At 59.4% G+C, this 18356-nt stretch carries 15 protein-coding genes; 6 read left to right on the forward strand and 9 right to left on the reverse strand.

All coding sequences use genetic code 11. The features are described from left to right. Positions 1–15 precede the first annotated feature (15 nt). The 6 genes from cysG to PMI30_RS19180 all read right to left on the reverse strand — a co-directional run bounded on the left by cysG (position 16) and on the right by PMI30_RS19180 (position 7695). A complete protein-coding gene (gene cysG, locus PMI30_RS19205; protein WP_008008556.1) occupies positions 16–1410 on the reverse strand; it encodes a siroheme synthase CysG in 1395 nt (464 codons plus the stop codon). After that, the gene (serS, locus tag PMI30_RS19200) at positions 1411–2691 is read right to left on the reverse strand and encodes a serine--tRNA ligase (RefSeq protein ID WP_008008557.1); all 1281 of its coding nucleotides are present in this window, start codon (positions 2689–2691) and stop codon (positions 1411–1413) included. It lies immediately after the preceding gene. A gap of 15 nt (positions 2692–2706) precedes the next feature. Beyond that, the gene (crcB, locus tag PMI30_RS19195; RefSeq protein ID WP_008008558.1) at positions 2707–3081 is read right to left on the reverse strand and encodes a fluoride efflux transporter CrcB; all 375 of its coding nucleotides are present in this window, start codon (positions 3079–3081) and stop codon (positions 2707–2709) included. After that, complete coding sequence (locus PMI30_RS19190; protein WP_008008559.1) at positions 3081–4403, reverse strand: replication-associated recombination protein A; 1323 nt, start codon at positions 4401–4403, stop codon at positions 3081–3083. Before PMI30_RS19190 ends, crcB begins: the two co-directional genes overlap by 1 nt. Before the next feature lie 195 nt (positions 4404–4598). Beyond that, positions 4599–5222 carry an outer membrane lipoprotein chaperone LolA gene (gene lolA / locus PMI30_RS19185; protein ID WP_008008560.1) on the reverse strand — a complete coding sequence of 208 codons (624 nt, stop codon included), beginning with the start codon at positions 5220–5222 and terminating at the stop codon, positions 4599–4601. A gap of 67 nt (positions 5223–5289) precedes the next feature. After that, positions 5290–7695: a DNA translocase FtsK gene (locus tag PMI30_RS19180; RefSeq protein WP_032830114.1), complete on the reverse strand. Its 2406-nt coding sequence runs from the start codon at positions 7693–7695 to the stop codon at positions 5290–5292. 306 nt (positions 7696–8001) lie between these two features. Between PMI30_RS19180 and trxB the strand changes: the two genes are divergently transcribed. From trxB to infA, 4 genes are all read left to right on the forward strand, one after another. Next, on the forward strand, positions 8002–8961 hold the full coding sequence (gene trxB, locus PMI30_RS19175) for a thioredoxin-disulfide reductase (RefSeq protein WP_008008561.1): 960 nt from the start codon (positions 8002–8004) through the stop codon (positions 8959–8961). 68 nt (positions 8962–9029) lie between these two features. Beyond that, positions 9030–9710 (forward strand): leucyl/phenylalanyl-tRNA--protein transferase, encoded by a 681-nt coding sequence (gene aat / locus PMI30_RS19170; RefSeq protein WP_008008562.1) that lies wholly within the window; start codon positions 9030–9032, stop codon positions 9708–9710. A gap of 88 nt (positions 9711–9798) precedes the next feature. After that, positions 9799–10506, forward strand: a complete 708-nt coding sequence (locus PMI30_RS19165) for an arginyltransferase (RefSeq protein WP_008008563.1) — start codon at positions 9799–9801, stop codon at positions 10504–10506. A 258-nt stretch (positions 10507–10764) separates the two neighbouring features. Then, a complete protein-coding gene (gene infA / locus PMI30_RS19160; RefSeq protein WP_002553999.1) occupies positions 10765–10983 on the forward strand; it encodes a translation initiation factor IF-1 in 219 nt (72 codons plus the stop codon). A gap of 238 nt (positions 10984–11221) precedes the next feature. On the opposite strand, the gene clpA is transcribed toward infA, so the two are convergent. Then, entirely contained in the window at positions 11222–13492 is a 2271-nt protein-coding gene (gene clpA, locus PMI30_RS19155) for an ATP-dependent Clp protease ATP-binding subunit ClpA (RefSeq protein WP_007905018.1), read from the reverse strand. Between the two features lie 30 nt (positions 13493–13522). Further along, on the reverse strand, positions 13523–13885 hold the full coding sequence (gene clpS, locus PMI30_RS0129615) for an ATP-dependent Clp protease adapter ClpS (RefSeq protein WP_015094394.1): 363 nt from the start codon (positions 13883–13885) through the stop codon (positions 13523–13525). A gap of 225 nt (positions 13886–14110) precedes the next feature. On the opposite strand from clpS, the gene PMI30_RS19150 reads away from it, so the two are divergent. Beyond that, positions 14111–14392, forward strand: a complete 282-nt coding sequence (locus PMI30_RS19150; RefSeq protein WP_008008564.1) for a cold shock domain-containing protein — start codon at positions 14111–14113, stop codon at positions 14390–14392. A 59-nt stretch (positions 14393–14451) separates the two neighbouring features. Here the strand turns inward: PMI30_RS19150 and icd are convergent, their stop codons facing one another. Beyond that, positions 14452–15708 carry an NADP-dependent isocitrate dehydrogenase gene (gene icd / locus PMI30_RS19145; protein WP_007905029.1) on the reverse strand — a complete coding sequence of 419 codons (1257 nt, stop codon included), beginning with the start codon at positions 15706–15708 and terminating at the stop codon, positions 14452–14454. Between the two features lie 493 nt (positions 15709–16201). Here icd and PMI30_RS19140 point away from each other — a divergent pair. Next, positions 16202–18356: NADP-dependent isocitrate dehydrogenase (locus PMI30_RS19140; RefSeq protein WP_008008565.1), on the forward strand; the 2155-nt coding region annotated here is incomplete at its 3' end.

Below are 18356 nucleotides of genomic sequence, written 5' to 3' on the forward strand. Positions count from 1 at the left end.
GGGGCGATGCGGTATTCAGACTTGCGCCTGGGCGCCCTCAAACCACGCCAGTTTCTCGCGCAGTTGCACCACTTCCCCGACGATCACCAGCGTCGGCGCATGCACTTCATGCTCCGCTACCAGCCGTGGAAGGTCGGCCAGGGTGCCGGTAAACACCCGCTGATTGACCGTGGTGCCCTGCTGGATCAACGCCGCCGGGGTATCGGCCGCGCGACCGTGCTTGATCAACTGCTCGCAGATGATCGGCAGGCCCACCAGCCCCATGTAAAACACCAGGGTTTGCGCCGGCGCGACCAGATCAGCCCACGGCAAATCGGTGGAACCGTCCTTGAGGTGCCCGGTGACGAACCGCACCGACTGCGCGTAATCGCGGTGAGTCAGCGGAATCCCGGCATAGGCCGCGCAACCACTGGCCGCGGTAATGCCCGGGACGACCTGGAACGGAATGCCATGGGCCGCCAGTTCTTCGATCTCTTCGCCACCGCGCCCGAAAATGAACGGATCGCCGCCCTTCAACCGCACCACGCGCTTGCCGGCCTTGGCCAGATCCACCAGATGCTGGTTGATCTGTTCCTGAGGCACGGCGTGATCGGCGCGGCGCTTGCCAACGTAGACTCGCTCGGCATCGCGACGGCACAAATCCAGAATCGCCGGCGCCACCAAGCGGTCATACAAAACCACATCGGCTTGCTGCATCAGCCGCAAGGCGCGGAAGGTCAACAGGTCGGGATCACCCGGCCCTGCACCCACCAGATAAACCTCGCCGGTAGCGACAGGCGCTTCACCATTGATTTTCGCCAGCATCAAGCGCTCGGCCTCGGCGCCCTGCCCGGCCAGTTGCCGGTCGGCAATCGGACCCTGGAATACATCCTCCCAGAACGCCCGGCGCTGTTGCACATCTGGAAACAGGCCTTTGACCTGAGTGCGGAAACGCGCCGCCAGACCGGCCAGTTGCCCGTAGGTGGAAGGAATCCAGGTTTCCAGCTTGGCCCGAATCAACCGCGCCAGCACCGGCGCATCGCCGCCGCTGGACACCGCAATGATCAGCGGAGAACGATCGACGATCGCCGGGAAGATCACGCTGCACAGGGCCGGCGCGTCCACCACGTTGACCGGCACGCAACGCCGATGAGCATCGGCGGAGACATGCGCGTTCAGCGGTTCGTCGTCGGTGGCAGCGATGATCAGCCCGCAACCGTCCAGATCCGCCTCGACGTAGCCACGCACCAGGCACTCGCCACCGCTGCCGACCACCAGCTCGCGCAGTTGCGGTTCGATTTGCGGTGCAACCACCCGCAGCAGCGCACCGGCTTCGGCCAGCAGGCGGGATTTGCGCAAGGCAATCTCCCCTCCGCCGACGACCAATACACGACTGCCGCGAAGGTTATGAAACAGCGGCAGATAGTCCATTTAGCCGATAACCTCAAGACCACCCATGTACGGCTTGAGCACCTCAGGCACACGGATCGAACCGTCGGCCTGCTGGTAGTTCTCGAGCACCGCCACCAGGGTACGACCGACCGCCAGGCCGGAACCGTTCAGGGTGTGAACCAGCTCAGGCTTGCCGGTTTCCGGGTTGCGGAAACGCGCTTGCATGCGGCGGGCCTGGAAATCGCCGCAGTTGGAGCACGACGAAATTTCGCGGTATTTGTCCTGGCTCGGAATCCACACTTCCAGGTCGTAGGTCTTGACCGCGCTGAAGCCCATGTCGCCGGTGCACAGCGCCAGGGTGCGGTATGGCAGCTCCAGCAATTGCAGGACTTTTTCGGCGTTGGCCGTCAGGTTTTCCAGCGCTTGCATTGAGGTCGATGGTTCAACGATCTGCACCATCTCGACCTTGTCGAACTGGTGCTGACGGATCATGCCGCGCGTGTCGCGACCCGATGCTCCGGCCTCGCTGCGGAAGCACGGCGTGTGCGCCACGAACTTGATCGGCAGCAGTTTCGAATCGACGATTTCGCCAGCGACGATGTTGGTCAGCGACACTTCAGCGGTCGGGATCAGGTACAGATCGGCTTCGCCTTCGCGGCTGATCTTGAACAGGTCTTCTTCGAACTTCGGCAACTGACCGGTGCCCTGCAACGCAGGCGCCTGCACCAGGTACGGGGTGTAAGCCTCTTCGTAACCGTGTTCGTTGATGTGCAGGTTGATCATGAACTGTGCCAGGGCACGGTGCAGACGGGCGATCGGGCCGCGCAGCAGGGCGAAACGGGCGCCGGACAGCTTGGCGGCGGTTTCGAAGTCCAGCCAGCCGAACTTCTCGCCCAGGGCCACATGGTCCTGAACCGGGAAATCGAAAGCTTTAGGCGTGCCCCAGCGACGCACTTCAACGTTGCCTTCTTCGTCATCGCCGACCGGCACCGATTCGTGCGGCAGGTTCGGAATGCCCAGCAGGATCGAATCCAGCTCGGTCTGAATCGCGTCCAGCTCGACTTTACCGGCGCTCAACTCACCCGCCATGCGCTCGACGTCCGCCATCAACGGCGCGATGTCTTCGCCGCGCTGCTTGGCCTGACCGATGGATTTGGAGCGCGCGTTACGTTCAGCCTGCAGAGCTTCGGTGCGGGTCTGGACGGTCTTGCGCTGTTCTTCCAGCGCTTCGATGCGCGCAACATCCAGGGCAAAGCCACGGGATGCCAGGCGGTCCGCTACGTCCTGAAGGTTGCTACGTAACAGTTTGGAATCGAGCATGTCGGTTTCTCGTTATCAAAGTTTGGTCAAGGACAGGCCAGCCCAGGTGGCGAGCAGCCCGCCGAATACGCTGATGACCGCATAGCCCAGGGCCAGCGGCACTTGCCCGGTTTCCAGCAGGCGCACCGTATCCAGTGAAAAGGATGAAAAAGTCGTCAGCCCCCCGAGGAAGCCGACCATCAACCCGGCGCGCACCGCAAACGGTACCTCCGGGCGAATCAAAAACAGACCGTATAGAACGCCGATCAGCAAACAGCCCACGATATTAACGGCCAGCGTCGCGGTATAGAAGTGCCGCGGCCAATTCGCGTTGATCCAGTTACCGGTGGCGAAGCGCAATAGCGTGCCGGCGACACCGCCGACAGAAACGGCAACGATCAATGGAATCACTATTTTCTCCGCTGTCGAGGGCTTAGACGATCAAGCTGCGCGAGGTGGTTGAGCTTTTCGCCGATTTTCAGTTCCAGGCCGCGGGGCACTGGTTGATAAAACCGTTGCGGTTCGAGTTCGTCCGGGAAGTAGTCTTCGCCAGCGGCGTAGGCATCCGGCTCATCGTGGGCATAGCGGTATTCATCGCCATAACCCAATTGCTTCATCAACTTGGTCGGCGCATTGCGCAAGTGCAGCGGCACTTCGAGCGAACCGTGTTCGGTGGCGCTGCGCATCGCGGCTTTGAAGCCCATGTACACCGCATTGCTTTTCGGCGCGCAGGCCAGATACGTGATGGCCTGGGCCACCGCCAACTCACCTTCGGGGCTGCCAAGGCGCTCCTGCACTTCCCACGCCGCCAGGCACAGGCTCAGGGCGCGAGGGTCGGCATTACCGATGTCTTCGCTGGCCATGCGCACCACGCGCCGAGCCAGGTACAACGGGTCGCAACCGCCGTCGATCATCCGCGCGAACCAGTACAGCGCGCCATCGGGGTTGGAGCCGCGCACCGATTTATGCAGCGCGGAGATCTGGTCGTAGAAGGCTTCGCCGCCCTTGTCGAAGCGCCGGCGGGTATCGCCGAGCAGACTTTGCAGCAGGTCGACGCCGATTTCGCTATTGTCTTCGGCCAAGTCGGAGGCGTTTTCCAGCAGGTTGAGCAGACGCCGGCCATCTCCATCGGCGGCGGACAACAGCATCTGGAAACCTTCATCGCTGAGGGTCAGTTGTCGCTTGCCCAGCCCGCGCTCTTCGGTCAGCGCGCGATGCACCAGCTTGCGCAGGGCGGCTTCGTCGAGGCTTTTGAGCACATAGACGCGTGCCCGGGACAGGAGCGCGTTATTGAGTTCGAACGAGGGGTTTTCGGTGGTCGCGCCGATGAAAATCAGCGTGCCGTCTTCAACGTATGGCAGGAACGCATCCTGCTGGGACTTGTTGAAGCGGTGCACTTCGTCGACGAACAGGATGGTGCGTTTACCGTACTGCCCGGCCTGCTGCTTGGCGACTTCCACCGCCTGGCGGATTTCCTTCACGCCGGCCAACACCGCCGAAACCGTTTCGAAGTGCGCATCGGAGACTTCCGCGAGCAGCCGCGCCAACGTGGTTTTACCCACCCCCGGCGGCCCCCAGAAAATCATCGAATGCAGGGCACCCTGCTCCAGCGCTTCGCGCAAAGGCTTGCCGCGAGCGAGCAGGTGTTCCTGACCGACGTACTCGTCCAGATTGGTCGCGCGCAGGCGTGCGGCCAAGGGCTGAGCAATCGGGGCGCTGCGAAACAGGTCCATCACTACTTATGAAACCTCGGGTTATTACATAACGCTGAAGTCTGGCGAACACCCAGTGACAAGAGCGGCTATCTGTGGCGAGGGGGCTTGCCCCCGTTGGGTCGCGAAGCGGCCCCAAAAGCTTTGCGACTGCTTCGCAGCCGGACGGGGGCAAGCCCCCTCGCCACACAAGCCCGCTCCCACAGGTTATGCGTCTTACTCTTGAATCACGTCCGCCCCTTTAGGGATGTCGAACTTGAACTTGGACGCCGGAATCGGCTCGTTGGCCTTCACGCCGGTGAACAGGATGTTGGTGCGCTGGCCGACGCTGTCGATCATCTGCATATCATTGACCAGACCATTGCGGAACGACAGGCGCAGGCTGTCGAACAGGGTGTCCTTGGTTTTCGGCTTCAGGGTGAAGTCGATCACGCCGCCGGCTTCCTTGGCGCTGATGTCGAAGCTCTGGCTGATCTTCGATACATCACCGGACAGCAGCAACGCCGGGGTCTGGGTCAGACGCTGATCGAGATTCTTGATGGTGGCCTGTTCCAGATCCGGGTCCCACAGGGTCACTTTCTTACCGTCCGACACCATGGTTTGCTCGGCCGGCGCGTTGGTGTGCCAGTAGAACAGGCCCGGGCGCTGCAAGGACATTTCACCCGCCGTTTCTTGTAACTGGGTGCCGCTGCCATCAAGAGTCAGCTGGGAGAAACGCGCGCTCAGGGTCTGGGATTTTTCCAGCAGTTGAGTCAGACGCGCCACGTCCTTGTCATCGGCGTGGGCCGAGAGCGTGGTCAAAGCCAGTACCGGCAGCAACAACATGCGGATAAGACGCATGGGAGTCCTCATAAACATTCGTGGGAGTGCGGGCGGCATCTCAGACACCGCCCCTTTCAAAACCGGATCAGTCGCGCACCGGGCCAGGGGCCAGGACTTCACGCGAACCGTTGGTGTTCATGGACGTCACGACCCCGGCCATTTCCATGGCCTCGATCATGCGCGCCGCGCGGTTGTAGCCGATTTTCAGCTTGCGCTGAACCGCGGAGATGGACGCGCGACGGCTTTCCAGTACGAACTGCACCGCTTCGTCGTAGAGCGCATCGGTTTCGGCATCATCGTCACCGCCACCGCCGCCGTTTTCAAAGCCGCTACCGGGCTCTTCGACACCGGCGAGGATGTCATCGTTGTATTCCGGCGCACCGCGCAGTTTCCAGGCTTCAACCACCCGGTGAACCTCGTCATCGGACACGAACGCGCCGTGAACACGAATCGGCAGACTGGTGCCCGGCGGCATGTACAACATATCACCGTGGCCCAGCAGTTGTTCGGCGCCGCCCTGGTCGATGATGGTCCGCGAATCGATCTTGCTCGATACCTGGAACGCCATACGGGTCGGAATGTTCGCCTTGATCAAACCAGTGATCACGTCCACCGACGGACGCTGGGTCGCGAGGATCAAGTGGATACCGGCCGCACGGGCCTTCTGGGCGATACGGGCGATCAGCTCTTCGACCTTCTTGCCGACAATCATCATCATGTCGGCGAATTCGTCGACCACCACCACGATGGTCGGCAGTTTTTGCAGCAGTGGCGCCTCGTCGTGGATGCTTTCGCGCTTGTACAGCGGATCGCTCAACGGCTCGCCGGCGTCCTGGGCTTCCTTGACCTTGGCGTTGAAGCCCGACAGGTTACGCACGCCCATCTTCGCCATCAGCTTGTAGCGCCGTTCCATCTCGGCGACGCTCCAGCGCAAGGCGTTGGCGGCGTCCTTCATGTCGGTGACCACCGGGCACAGCAGGTGCGGAATGCCTTCGTAGATCGACAGCTCAAGCATTTTCGGGTCGATCATGATCAGCTTGGCGTCTTCCGGGCCAGACTTGAACAGAATCGACAGGATCATCGCGTTCACGCCCACCGACTTACCGGAACCGGTCGTACCGGCCACCAGCAAGTGCGGCATTTTCGCCAGGTCGGTGATGACCGGCTTGCCGCCGATATCATGACCCAGGGCCAGGGTGACCGGGGACTTGAAGTTATCGTACTCGGGGGTCGACAAGACCTCGGAGAACCGCACGATCTGCCGGTCTTCGTTAGGGATCTCGATACCGACCGTGGTCTTGCCCGGAATCACTTCCACGACACGCACGCTGGTCACGGCCAGGGAACGGGCCAGGTCTTTCGCCAGGTTGGAGATACGGCTGACTTTGACGCCGGCCGCTGGCTGGATTTCGTAACGGGTAATGACCGGGCCCGGGTGAATCGAATCCACCGAGACCTCGACGCCGAATTCCTTGAGCTTGATTTCCAGCAAGTGGCCGACGGCCGCCAGGGATTCGGGCGAATAATTGAGTTGTTTCTTTTCCGCGGGGTCGAGAATCGAGATCGGCGGCAAGGTGCCTTCCACGGCGCTGTCGACGAACAACGGCGCCTGTTTCTCTTTTTCCACGCGCTTGCTGGGAGCGGCCGGTTTGGGCGGAGCCGGGGCAATCACCGGCGGTACCTGCTTCTCGCGTTCGGACATGTGCTTGCTCAGGGCTTGCTCACGCTCGATCAGGCGCTCCTTGACCTTGGCTTGCTCGCGTTTGTCGGTGACGGTCGGCGCGACCACGTCATGCACGCGATCGTCGACTTCACGCAGTTGAGCAACCAGTTGCTTGCGTTCGACACGGGCCGCCCACCAGCGATTGGCCGCGCCCTGAAACAGTTCGAACAGATCAAGGGTGATCTTGCCGGTGACGTCCATCACCTTGAACCACGACAGGTCGGTGAACACCGTCAGGCCGAACAGGAACAGCGCGATGAACAACAACGTGCTGCCCTGGATATTCAGCGCGTTCCGGGCCAGATCGCCGAGGCTTTCGCCCAAAGCGCCGCCCGCGCCGGCCGGCAGACCGGTCGCCGCGTGGAAATGGATGTGGGCCAGCGCTGCACCCGACAGCACCAGGAATACCAGGCCGATCAGACGCCAGGAGAACAACCAGCCGCTCCACTGCCACGGTTCGTGGCGCTGGCGGAAAATCTGATACGCCTTGATCGCCAGCAGCAACGGGAAAATGTAGGCGAAGTAACCCAGGACCATGAACAGGATATCGGCGCTGTAAGAGCCGGCCGGCCCGCCGAAGTTCTGCACATCGTCGATCTTGCTGTTATGGCTCCAGCCCGGATCGTCTTTGCCGTAGGTCAACAAAGCCATCATCAGGAACAGGCACAAGGCGCCGATGGCGATCAATGCACCTTCCTTGAGCCGGTAGTGCAATTGCTGGCGCCAGAGCGGGACGACTGTTTTAGGTGCTGCGGTGGATTTCTTCAAAACGCTTCTTTTCCTGCGCCCATGGCGCGTCCATCTGTTGAATGACTATAAAAACTGCCCAATCCAGGCAGGTAAAAAAGATAACAGGCGCAACTGGGACTACTTTTAACACTGCGCCCCGGTTTTTCGAAATACGGCACGCACCGCTTTTTTGATACAAACACTGTTACAAGCAGGCATTGTACGGGTTTGTTCGCCCGATGCCATGCTTGAGACCCTTGGGTGCAGCATAGCCAACAGCACAGTACGCGCGGTCCAATTTGAGCATGCATTCTCTTTTGTGACAAAGGCTTATGAGGTGTTTTTATGACTGAAGCGCAGCATTCCCGCCTGATCATTCTGGGTTCCGGCCCTGCCGGTTACAGCGCAGCCGTTTATGCCGCTCGCGCCAACCTCAAACCCGTTGTCATCACCGGCATACAGGCAGGTGGCCAGCTGACCACCACCGTCGAAGTCGACAACTGGCCCGGCGACGTCGAAGGCCTGACCGGCCCGGTACTGATGGAACGCATGCAAAAACACGCCGAACGTTTCGACACAGAGATCGTTTACGACCACATCCATACGGCCAAGTTGCAACAGCGCCCGTTCGAGCTCATCGGCGACAGCGGCACCTACACCTGCGATGCGCTGATTATCGCCACCGGCGCTTCGGCCCAATACCTGGGGCTGCCATCGGAAGAAACCTTTGCCGGCAAAGGGGTTTCGGCCTGTGCCACCTGCGATGGCTTCTTCTACCGCAACCAGGTGGTCGCGGTGGTTGGCGGCGGCAACACGGCCGTGGAAGAAGCGCTGTACCTGTCGAACATCGCCAAGGAAGTCCACCTGATTCACCGTCGCGACAAACTACGCTCGGAGAAGATCCTCCAGGACAAACTGTTCGAAAAAGCCGCCAACGGCAATATCCGCCTGCACTGGAACCAGAATCTGGACGAAGTACTGGGCGATGCCAGCGGCGTGACCGGTGCCCGTCTACGCCACAGTCATACGGGCGAAACCAATGAATTGCCGCTGGCCGGTGTATTCATCGCCATCGGCCACAAGCCCAACACCGACCTGTTCCAGGGCCAGCTGAAAATGCGTGACGGCTACCTGCTGGTCAAGGGCGGCAGCGAAGGTGACGCCACCGCCACCGACATCGAAGGCGTGTTCGCCGCCGGTGATGTGGCCGATCATATTTACCGCCAGGCGGTGACGTCCGCCGGGGCCGGCTGCATGGCCGCGCTGGATGCCGAGAAGTATCTCGATGACATCCCTACCGTTTGACGGTTAACCTCCTTCAAGGCGGGCTCAACGGCCCGCCACCGCCCTCCCCTTCTGCAAGCCCGGATGCCATGCTGACTTGGTTACAACGCAACACCCTGACCTTCCCGCCGCTGGAAAAAGCCATGCGCGACCCCAACGGGCTGCTGGCCGCGGGCGGCGATCTGTCCGCCGATCGCCTGATTCAAGCCTATCGTCACGGTTGCTTTCCGTGGTTCTCGGAGGGCCAGCCGATTCTCTGGTGGTCGCCGGATCCGCGCACGGTTCTGTTTCCCGACGAACTGCATGTCTCCCGTAGCTTGAACAAACTGCTGCGCCAACAACGCTATCAAGTGACCTTCGATCGGGATTTTGCCGCGGTCATCCGCGCCTGCGCCGCACCGCGCGAATACGCCGACGGCACCTGGATCACCCAAGAGATGCAGGACGCCTACGTCGAACTGCACCGGCGTGGTTATGCCCATTCGGTGGAGGTCTGGGACGATGGCGTGCTGGTCGGCGGGCTCTACGGCCTGGCGATGGGGCAGTTGTTTTTTGGCGAGTCGATGTTCAGCCGCGCCGACAACGCCTCCAAATATGGCTTCGCCACACTGGTGCGACATCTGAAAGACTCAGGTTTTGTGCTGATCGATTGCCAGATGCCTACCGATCATCTGCACAGTCTCGGCGCCCGAGCGATTCCCCGCCGCGAATTTGCCGGCTACCTTGCGCGACACCTGGATCAACCGAGCCGCGCCAATTGGGTTTGCTGAGCGACTTCTGCGCGCGTGGCTTACACTTAATGCGGGGAAACGAATTGAGAGCGCCCCCCTAATCAAAAGCTTATCCCGAGGGTTGATCATGACCGAGTTGGCGCGTTTGAAGTTCTATGCCACTCAGCCCCACTCTTGCAGTTATCTGCCCGAGGAGCAGGCCACCACGCTGTTCCTCGACCCTAGCCAGCCCATGGATGTGCATGTCTATGCAGACCTGTCGGAAATGGGTTTTCGTCGCAGTGGCGATCATCTCTACCGGCCCCATTGCCAGCATTGCAATGCGTGCGTACCGGCGCGCATTCCTGTGGCGCAATTTACCCCCAACCGTCAGCAGAAACGCATTGTCAAACGCAATGCCGACTTACAGGTGCGCCCGGCCAGACCAACGTTCAGCGAAGAGTATTTCGACCTCTATCAGCGCTACATCGAACAACGTCACGCCGATGGCGATATGTATCCGCCGAGCCGCGACCAGTTTTCGACCTTCCTGGTGCGCGACCTGCCGTTTTCGCGCTTCTATGAATTTCGTCTCGAGGGCCGACTGCTGGCAGTGGCCGTCACTGACTTGCTGCCCAACGGTTTGTCGGCGGTCTACACCTTCTACGAGCCCGGTGAGGAGCGTCGCAGCCTGGGGCGTTACGCGATTCTCTGGCAGATCGCCGAAGCCCGGCGCCTGGGGCTGGAAGCGGTCTATCTCGGCTACTGGATCAAAAACTGCAAAAAAATGAGCTACAAGACCCAATATCGCCCTATCGAACTGCTGATTAATCAGCGTTGGGTCATCCTGAGCTAGTGCCCTGTCTCGCAAATACTGTTCCTTTTTGACGATGTCTGTTGTCATCATGCTGCGTTGCCGCTCCTTGCCATAGCGGGCTATGACTCGTCGCGGCGCCTTGCCTGACGACAACAGCCACTCGCCAAAAGAGGAACGTATTTGTGAGACAGGACACTAACCCCTTGGCTTAAACCCCATTTTTCGGGCACAATGCACGCCGCTTTTGCCTGGCGCAGTTGCACCGGGCCATTCATTGGACACCGAGGGCTTTACTGCATGTCGAAAGAAGACAGCTTCGAAATGGAAGGCACTGTCGTCGACACCCTGCCCAACACCATGTTTCGTGTGGAGTTGGAAAATGGGCACGTCGTAACCGCGCATATCTCCGGCAAGATGCGCAAGAACTACATCCGTATTCTTACCGGCGACAAAGTGCGCGTCGAGCTGACGCCCTATGACTTGAGCAAAGGGCGCATCACCTACCGCGCTCGCTAATCAAGTCAATACAAAACGCCCGGCTATGCCGGGCGTTTTTGTTTGCCTGCGATTTAACAACCCACACATGGCCAATGTGGGAGCGAGCCTGCTCGCGATGAGGGCAACACATGCAATACAAATGCAAGCTGACCCACCGCTATCGCGAGCAGGCTCGCTCCCACAGGGGGACGGCGCATTATCAGCAGACAGCAAAAAGGCGCCAATCGGCGCCTTTCTGCTTTGTTGCGGTTTAACGTCAGGCCATTTCAGCCGTGGTCTCGAACTCGAAGGTCAGCTCGCCGTCCTTGAGGTCGATGTGTACCACACCACCATGGTCAGCCAGTTCGCCAAAGAGGATCTCTTCGGCCAGTGGACGCTTGATCTTGTCCTGGATCAAACGCGCCATTGGACGAGCGCCCATTGCCGTGTCGTAGCCACTCGCTGCCAGCCAGCCACGTGCTGCGTCCGTCACTTCCAGCTGCACGCGCTTGTCTTCCAGCTGCGCCTGAAGTTCGGTAAGGAACTTGTCCACCACGCTTTTGATGACCTCATGGCTGAGGCGACCAAACTGGATAATGGTGTCCAGACGGTTACGGAATTCCGGCGTGAAGCTCTTCTTGATCACTTCCATCGCATCGGACGAGTGGTCCTGATAGGTGAAACCGATCGAAGCACGCGCTGCAGTCTCGGCACCGGCGTTGGTCGTCATGATGACGATCACGTTACGGAAGTCCGCCTTGCGCCCGTTGTTATCGGTCAGCGTACCGTGGTCCATGACCTGCAACAGCAGGTTGAAGACTTCCGGATGCGCCTTCTCGATTTCATCGAGCAACAGCACGCAGTGAGGCTGCTTGGTGATGGCTTCGGTCAGCAGGCCGCCCTGATCGAACCCGACATAGCCTGGAGGCGCACCGATCAGACGCGATACGGTGTGGCGCTCCATGTACTCGGACATGTCGAAGCGAACCAGCTCGACCCCCAACGCCTTGGCCAGTTGTCGCGCGGCCTCGGTTTTACCAACACCGGTCGGCCCTGCGAACAGGAACGAACCGACTGGCTTGTCAGGTGACTTGAGGCCGGCACGGGACAGCTTGATCGCAGTCGACAGCGAGTCGATCGCCGCATCCTGGCCAAATACCGTGAGTTTCAGGTCACGCTCAAGGTTACGCAGCAGCTCTTTGTCGGAACTGGTGACGTGTTTTGGCGGAATTCGCGCGATTTTCGCAACGATGTCCTCGACCTGAGGCACTTCGATACGTTTCACGCGCTTCTCGATCGGTTGCAGACGCTGATAGGCGCCCGCCTCGTCGATGACGTCGATGGCCTTGTCCGGCATGTGCCGGTCATTGATGTAACGCGAGGCCAGTTCAGCTGCGGCGCGCAGGGCTTCATCGCTGTATTCGATGTTGTGGTGCGCTTCGAAACGGCCTTTCAGGCCACGCAGGATGCCAATGGTGTCTTCCACCGAAGGTTCCGACACATCGACCTTCTGGAAGCGCCGAGCCAGGGCACGGTCCTTCTCGAAGATCCCACGGAATTCCTGGAACGTGGTCGAACCGATGCAGCGAATATCGCCCGAAGACAGCAATGGCTTGAGCAGGTTCGAGGCATCCATGACGCCACCGGACGCAGCGCCCGCACCGATGATGGTGTGGATCTCGTCGATGAACAGGATCGCCTGCGGACGTTTTTTCAGCTCATTGAGCAGCGCCTTGAAGCGCTTCTCGAAATCGCCGCGGTACTTGGTCCCGGCCAGCAAAGCCCCCAGATCGAGGGAATACACCACGCTGTTGGCCAGCAGATCCGGCACCTGGTTGTCGACAATGCGTTTGGCCAGGCCTTCGGCAATCGCGGTTTTACCCACGCCTGCCTCGCCCACCAGCAGCGGGTTGTTTTTGCGACGACGCGCGAGGATCTGCGCGACGCGCTCGACCTCCAGCTCACGGCCTACCAACGGATCGATACGACCCTGGCGCGCGAGTTCGTTGAGGTTGCTGGCATAAGCATCCAGAGGATTGCCTGAAGAAGAAGACTCACCGCCCTCGTCGTCCTGCATATCTTGTTCACCTTCAGAGTGATCGCCATGCCCTGGCACTTTGGAAATGCCATGGGCGATGTAGTTGACGACATCGATGCGCGCAACGCTCTGCTGTTTCAGCAGAAACACTGCCTGACTCTCTTGCTCACTGAAGATTGCGACCAGCACGTTAGCACCAGTCACTTCGCGTTTGCCCGAGCTCTGTACGTGAAAGACAGCACGCTGCAATACACGCTGGAAGCCCAGGGTTGGCTGGGTTTCACGATCCTCGTCATGAAGAGGGATCAATGGCGTGGTGGAGTCGATGAACTCCTGCAGATCATGCTTGAGTTTGTCGAGGTTTGCGCCGCAGGCACGCAAAACGGTGGCGGCAGCCTCATTATCCAATAGGGCCAACAGCAGGTGTTCGACGGTCATGAATTCATGACGCTTCGAACGAGCCTCCTTGAAGGCAAGATTGAGGGTGACTTCGAGCTCGCGGTTTAACATAGCTTCACCTCATACCCAAGTGGTCGGCGATTAACCGTCCTTCTCGATTTCACAGAGTAGCGGATGCTGGCTTTCCCTGGCGTACTGGTTGACCTGCATGGCCTTGGTCTCGGCGATGTCGCGGGTAAACACTCCACATACTGCCCGACCTTCTGTGTGGACGGCCAGCATGACCTTGGTCGCCAGCTCGCGATTCAGGTTAAAAAACACCTCGAGCACTTCGACGACGAAATCCATCGGTGTGTAGTCATCATTGAACAAAACCACCTTGTACATCGGTGGCGCCTGTAGAGCAGGCTTAGCCTCCTGAACAGCAATGCCTGCGGAATCGTCGTCGTGTAAATCAGGGCGATCCTGATTGAATGTTAGTCGAATCTGGCTGATTGCATGCATGGAAAGAAAGGTTCGTCAGTTGTGCAAATACAGTGGTGGGGGCTGTTATGAACGTTTTCAACTCCGACTGCCCGGTCACCTTGACTATCGGAAAATCGGTGTTACAACCAATAGAGCCCACAGTGGGTAAAAAAGGTCCACGGAGTCAATCTTATTTGCAAGATTAGACTGTGGATTAACTGGATGATACTCCAGTGATGGAGTCTGTTGCAGAGGGATATGGGTATGGCTGTCGGTAAGGTGAAATGGTTCAACAATGCCAAGGGGTTCGGTTTCATTAACACCGACGCCAGAGAAGGTCGTGACGAGGATGGCAAGGATATCGATTTCTTTGCCCACTATTCGGCCATTGAGATGGACGGATACAAGACCCTCAAGGCCGGACAAATCGTTAGCTTCGAGATCATTCAGGGCCCCAAAGGGCTGCACGCAGTAAAGATCGCGGCTGCCACCTCCCCGAACGAACAGAGCGCCCCTGCCACCCGCCAAGAAACAGTGTCGAGCTGACGCAGCTCGTCATCCAGTCATAAAAAAACCGCCCGAAGGCGGTTTTTTTGTCAGCTGGTTTACATGTGCGAGATCAACGCATCACCAAACGCGGAAGACGACAGCAGTTTCGCGCCCTCCATCAGACGTTCGAAGTCATAGGTCACGGTTTTCGCGGAAATCGCACCGTTGGTGCCTTTGATGATCAGGTCGGCCGCTTCGGTCCAGCCCATGTGACGCAGCATCATCTCGGCGGACAGGATCAACGAACCCGGGTTGACCTGGTCCTTGCCGGCGTACTTCGGCGCGGTGCCGTGGGTCGCTTCGAACATGGCCACAGTGTCGGACAGGTTGGCACCCGGCGCGATACCGATACCGCCCACTTCGGCCGCCAGGGCGTCGGAGAGGTAGTCGCCGTTGAGGTTCAGGGTCGCGATTACATCGTATTCGGCCGGGCGCAGCAGGATCTGCTGGAGCATGGCGTCGGCAATGGCATCCTTGACGATGACATTCTTGCCGGTTTTCGGGTTCTTGAACTGCATCCACGGACCGCCGTCGAGCAGGGTCGCGCCGAATTCTTCAGCGGCCACTTCGTAGGCCCATTCCTTGAAGGCACCTTCGGTGAACTTCATGATGTTGCCTTTGTGCACGATAGTCAGCGAGTCGCGGTCGTTGTCGACCACATACTGCAGGGCCTTGCGCGCCAGACGCTTGGTGCCTTCCAGGGACACCGGCTTGACGCCGATACCGCAGTTTTCGTCGAAACGGATCTTGGTGACGCCCATTTCTTCTTTAAGGAACTTGATGACCTTGGTCGCTTCCGGCGAACCGGCTTTCCATTCGATACCGGCATAAATGTCTTCCGAGTTTTCACGGAAGATGGTCATGTCGACATCGCCTGGCTTCTTGACCGGGCTCGGTACGCCTTCGAACCAGCGCACTGGGCGCAGGCACACATACAGATCGAGTTGCTGACGCAGGGCCACGTTCAGCGAACGGATGCCGCCGCCGACCGGGGTGGTCAGAGGGCCCTTGATGGAAACTACATAATCCTTGACCGCATCCAGGGTTTCCTGAGGCAGCCAGGTGTCCTGATCGTAAACCTGAGTCGCTTTCTCCCCGGCGTAGACTTCCATCCAGGAAATTTTGCGCTCGCCGCCGTAAGCCTTCTTAACAGCAGCATCGACAACCTTGATCATGACCGGGCTGATATCAACGCCAATACCATCGCCTTCGATGAAGGGGATGATCGGGTTGTTAGGAACATTGAGAGAATGGTCCGCGTTGACGGTGATTTTGTCGCCGACGGCTGGAACCTGAATCTTCTTGTATCCCATGCTGAACTCCATTGTTTGGATTGAACATCTGGCTTGGTCCGAGCGTACCCCAGTTAAATCGGCGCGCAAACCCTATGTTCCGCCCATCTGCCGCAAAGCGGCACAGTTCGCGACGTACAAGCCTGAAAGCAAAGGGAAAAGCGCCAAACTCAAGCACGATGGACGACTCTACGCCCCACGCCCGCCTGCGACCTTTAGACCAATGGACGAAAAACGTTGCATATGAACCATCGGCAGATTGCCAGCTACCTATGTATAATGCCGCCGCTGACCACAGAGTCACGACGGCCGACCGCTCTATCACACGACGTTGGGCCCGAATAAGCCGGATTGTTATCGCAGTCCACCCGCTTGACGCTCGACTGATGCACCCAACATCACCGCGAAGAAACCTCGACATTCGGTTCACGGATGACTTTGAACGAACGCGCTTACCCGGCGCCCCTCGAGTTTCTGCGCACGCTTTAGCAAAGAAGAGAGAGTTAATCCGAATATGCCCACCCGCTCGAAGATCATCTATACCTTCACCGACGAAGCCCCAGCCCTCGCCACCTATTCACTGTTGCCTATCGTAGAGGCTTTCACCGCCTCGGCTGATATCGCCGTTGAAACCCGCGATATCTCTCTTGCAGGGCGCATTCTGGCCAGCTTCCCCGAGCAATTGGGTGACAAAGCCGTAGCCGACCACCTCGCCGAACTGGGCGACCTGGCCGTTACGCCTGAAGCCAACATCATCAAGCTGCCAAACATCAGCGCTTCGGTTCCGCAACTGCAGGCCGCGATCAAAGAGCTGCAAGCCCAGGGCTTCGCACTGCCGGACTACCCGGAAACCGTGACCAGCGATGCCGACAAGCTCGCCAAGTCGCGTTACGACAAGATCAAAGGCAGCGCCGTAAACCCGGTTCTGCGCGAAGGCAACTCCGATCGTCGCGCACCACTGTCGGTCAAGAACTACGCGCGCAAGCACCCGCACAAAATGGGCGCATGGGCCAAAGACTCCAAGTCCCACGTGGCTCACATGAGCACCGGCGATTTCTACGGCAGCGAAAAAGCCGCCCTGATCGACGCCGCTGACGCCGTCAAAATCGAACTGATCGCTCAAGACGGCACCACCACCGTCCTGAAAGAAAAAACCACCGTGCAAGCCGGTGAGATCCTCGATTGCGCAGTCATGAGCAAAAACGCGCTGCGCAGCTTCATCGCAGCCGAGATCGAAGACGCCAAAGCCAAAGGCGTGCTGCTGTCGGTTCACCTGAAAGCCACCATGATGAAGGTCTCCGACCCGATCATGTTCGGCCAGATCGTTGCCGAGTTCTATAAAGACGCACTGGCCAAGCACGCTGACGTGCTGGCTCAGATCGGCTTCAACCTGAACAACGGCATCGGCGACCTGTACGCTCGCATCAAGGCCTTGCCGGCTGAGCAGCAAGCTCAAATCGAAGCGGACATCCAGGCGGTCTACGCCGTTCGTCCGTCGTTGGCCATGGTCAACTCCGACAAAGGCATCACCAACCTGCACGTGCCGAGCGACGTTATCGTCGATGCCTCGATGCCGGCAATGATCCGTGACTCCGGCAAGATGTGGGGCACTGATGGCCAGCTGCACGACACCAAGGCTGTGATCCCGGATCGCTGCTACGCCACCATCTACCAGGCGGTGATCGAAGACTGCAAGGCTAACGGCGCTTTTGATCCAACCACCATGGGCAGCGTGCCAAACGTTGGCCTGATGGCGAAAAAAGCCGAAGAGTACGGCTCGCACGACAAGACTTTCCAGATCAAGTCGAATGGCGTGGTTCGGGTTTCCGATGGCGCTGGCCGCACCCTGCTGGAACAGTCGGTTGAAGCCGGCGACATCTTCCGCATGTGCCAGACCAAAGACGCGCCGATCCAGGACTGGGTCAAACTGGCCGTCAACCGTGCCCGTGCAAGCGCAACTCCGGCGATTTTCTGGCTGGACCCAATGCGCGCCCACGACGGCGTAGTGATCGAGAAAGTTCAGGCCTACCTGAAGGATCACGATACTTCCGGCCTGGACATCCGCATCATGTCGCCTGTCGACGCGATGAAGTTCACCCTGGACCGCACCCGCGAAGGCAAGGACACCATTTCGGTGACCGGCAACGTATTGCGCGACTACCTGACTGACCTGTTCCCGATCATGGAACTGGGCACCAGCGCCAAGATGCTGTCGATCGTTCCGCTGATGAACGGCGGTGGCCTGTTCGAAACCGGCGCCGGCGGCTCGGCACCGAAGCACGTTCAACAGCTGCTGGAAGAAAACTTCCTGCGCTGGGATTCGCTGGGCGAGTTCCTGGCCCTGGCTGCTTCCCTCGAGCATCTGGGTGTTACCTACAACAACCCTAAAGCGCTGGTGCTGGCCAAGACCCTGGATCAGGCCACGGGCCAGTTCCTGGACAACAACAAGTCGCCATCGCGCAAAGTCGGCAACATCGACAACCGCGGCAGCCACTTCTACCTGGCGCTGTACTGGGCTCAAGCCCTGGCTGCCCAGACCGAAGACGCTGCACTGCAAGCGCAGTTCGGCGAACTGGCCAAGACCCTGACCGAGAACGAAGCGACCATCGTTGCCGAGCTCAACGCCGTTCAGGGCAAGCCAGTGGACATCGGCGGGTACTACCACGCCA

This window comes from Pseudomonas sp. GM50 (assembly GCF_000282375.1).
GTDB lineage: Bacteria > Pseudomonadota > Gammaproteobacteria > Pseudomonadales > Pseudomonadaceae > Aquipseudomonas.

What these genes read in the sequence shown, in the direction of transcription:
- clpA (WP_007905018.1), bottom strand. Translation starts at nt 13,492, where the DNA reads ATGTTAAACCGCGAGCTCGAAGTCACCCTCAATCTTGCCTTCAAGGAG.
- cysG (WP_008008556.1), bottom strand. Translation starts at nt 1,410, where the DNA reads ATGGACTATCTGCCGCTGTTTCATAACCTTCGCGGCAGTCGTGTATTG.
- PMI30_RS19165 (WP_008008563.1), top strand. Translation starts at nt 9,799, where the DNA reads ATGACCGAGTTGGCGCGTTTGAAGTTCTATGCCACTCAGCCCCACTCT.
- clpS (WP_015094394.1), bottom strand. Translation starts at nt 13,885, where the DNA reads ATGCATGCAATCAGCCAGATTCGACTAACATTCAATCAGGATCGCCCT.
- icd (WP_007905029.1), bottom strand. Translation starts at nt 15,708, where the DNA reads ATGGGATACAAGAAGATTCAGGTTCCAGCCGTCGGCGACAAAATCACC.
- lolA (WP_008008560.1), bottom strand. Translation starts at nt 5,222, where the DNA reads ATGCGTCTTATCCGCATGTTGTTGCTGCCGGTACTGGCTTTGACCACG.
- aat (WP_008008562.1), top strand. Translation starts at nt 9,030, where the DNA reads ATGCTGACTTGGTTACAACGCAACACCCTGACCTTCCCGCCGCTGGAA.
- trxB (WP_008008561.1), top strand. Translation starts at nt 8,002, where the DNA reads ATGACTGAAGCGCAGCATTCCCGCCTGATCATTCTGGGTTCCGGCCCT.
- PMI30_RS19190 (WP_008008559.1), bottom strand. Translation starts at nt 4,403, where the DNA reads ATGGACCTGTTTCGCAGCGCCCCGATTGCTCAGCCCTTGGCCGCACGC.
- serS (WP_008008557.1), bottom strand. Translation starts at nt 2,691, where the DNA reads ATGCTCGATTCCAAACTGTTACGTAGCAACCTTCAGGACGTAGCGGAC.
- PMI30_RS19150 (WP_008008564.1), top strand. Translation starts at nt 14,111, where the DNA reads ATGGCTGTCGGTAAGGTGAAATGGTTCAACAATGCCAAGGGGTTCGGT.
- infA (WP_002553999.1), top strand. Translation starts at nt 10,765, where the DNA reads ATGTCGAAAGAAGACAGCTTCGAAATGGAAGGCACTGTCGTCGACACC.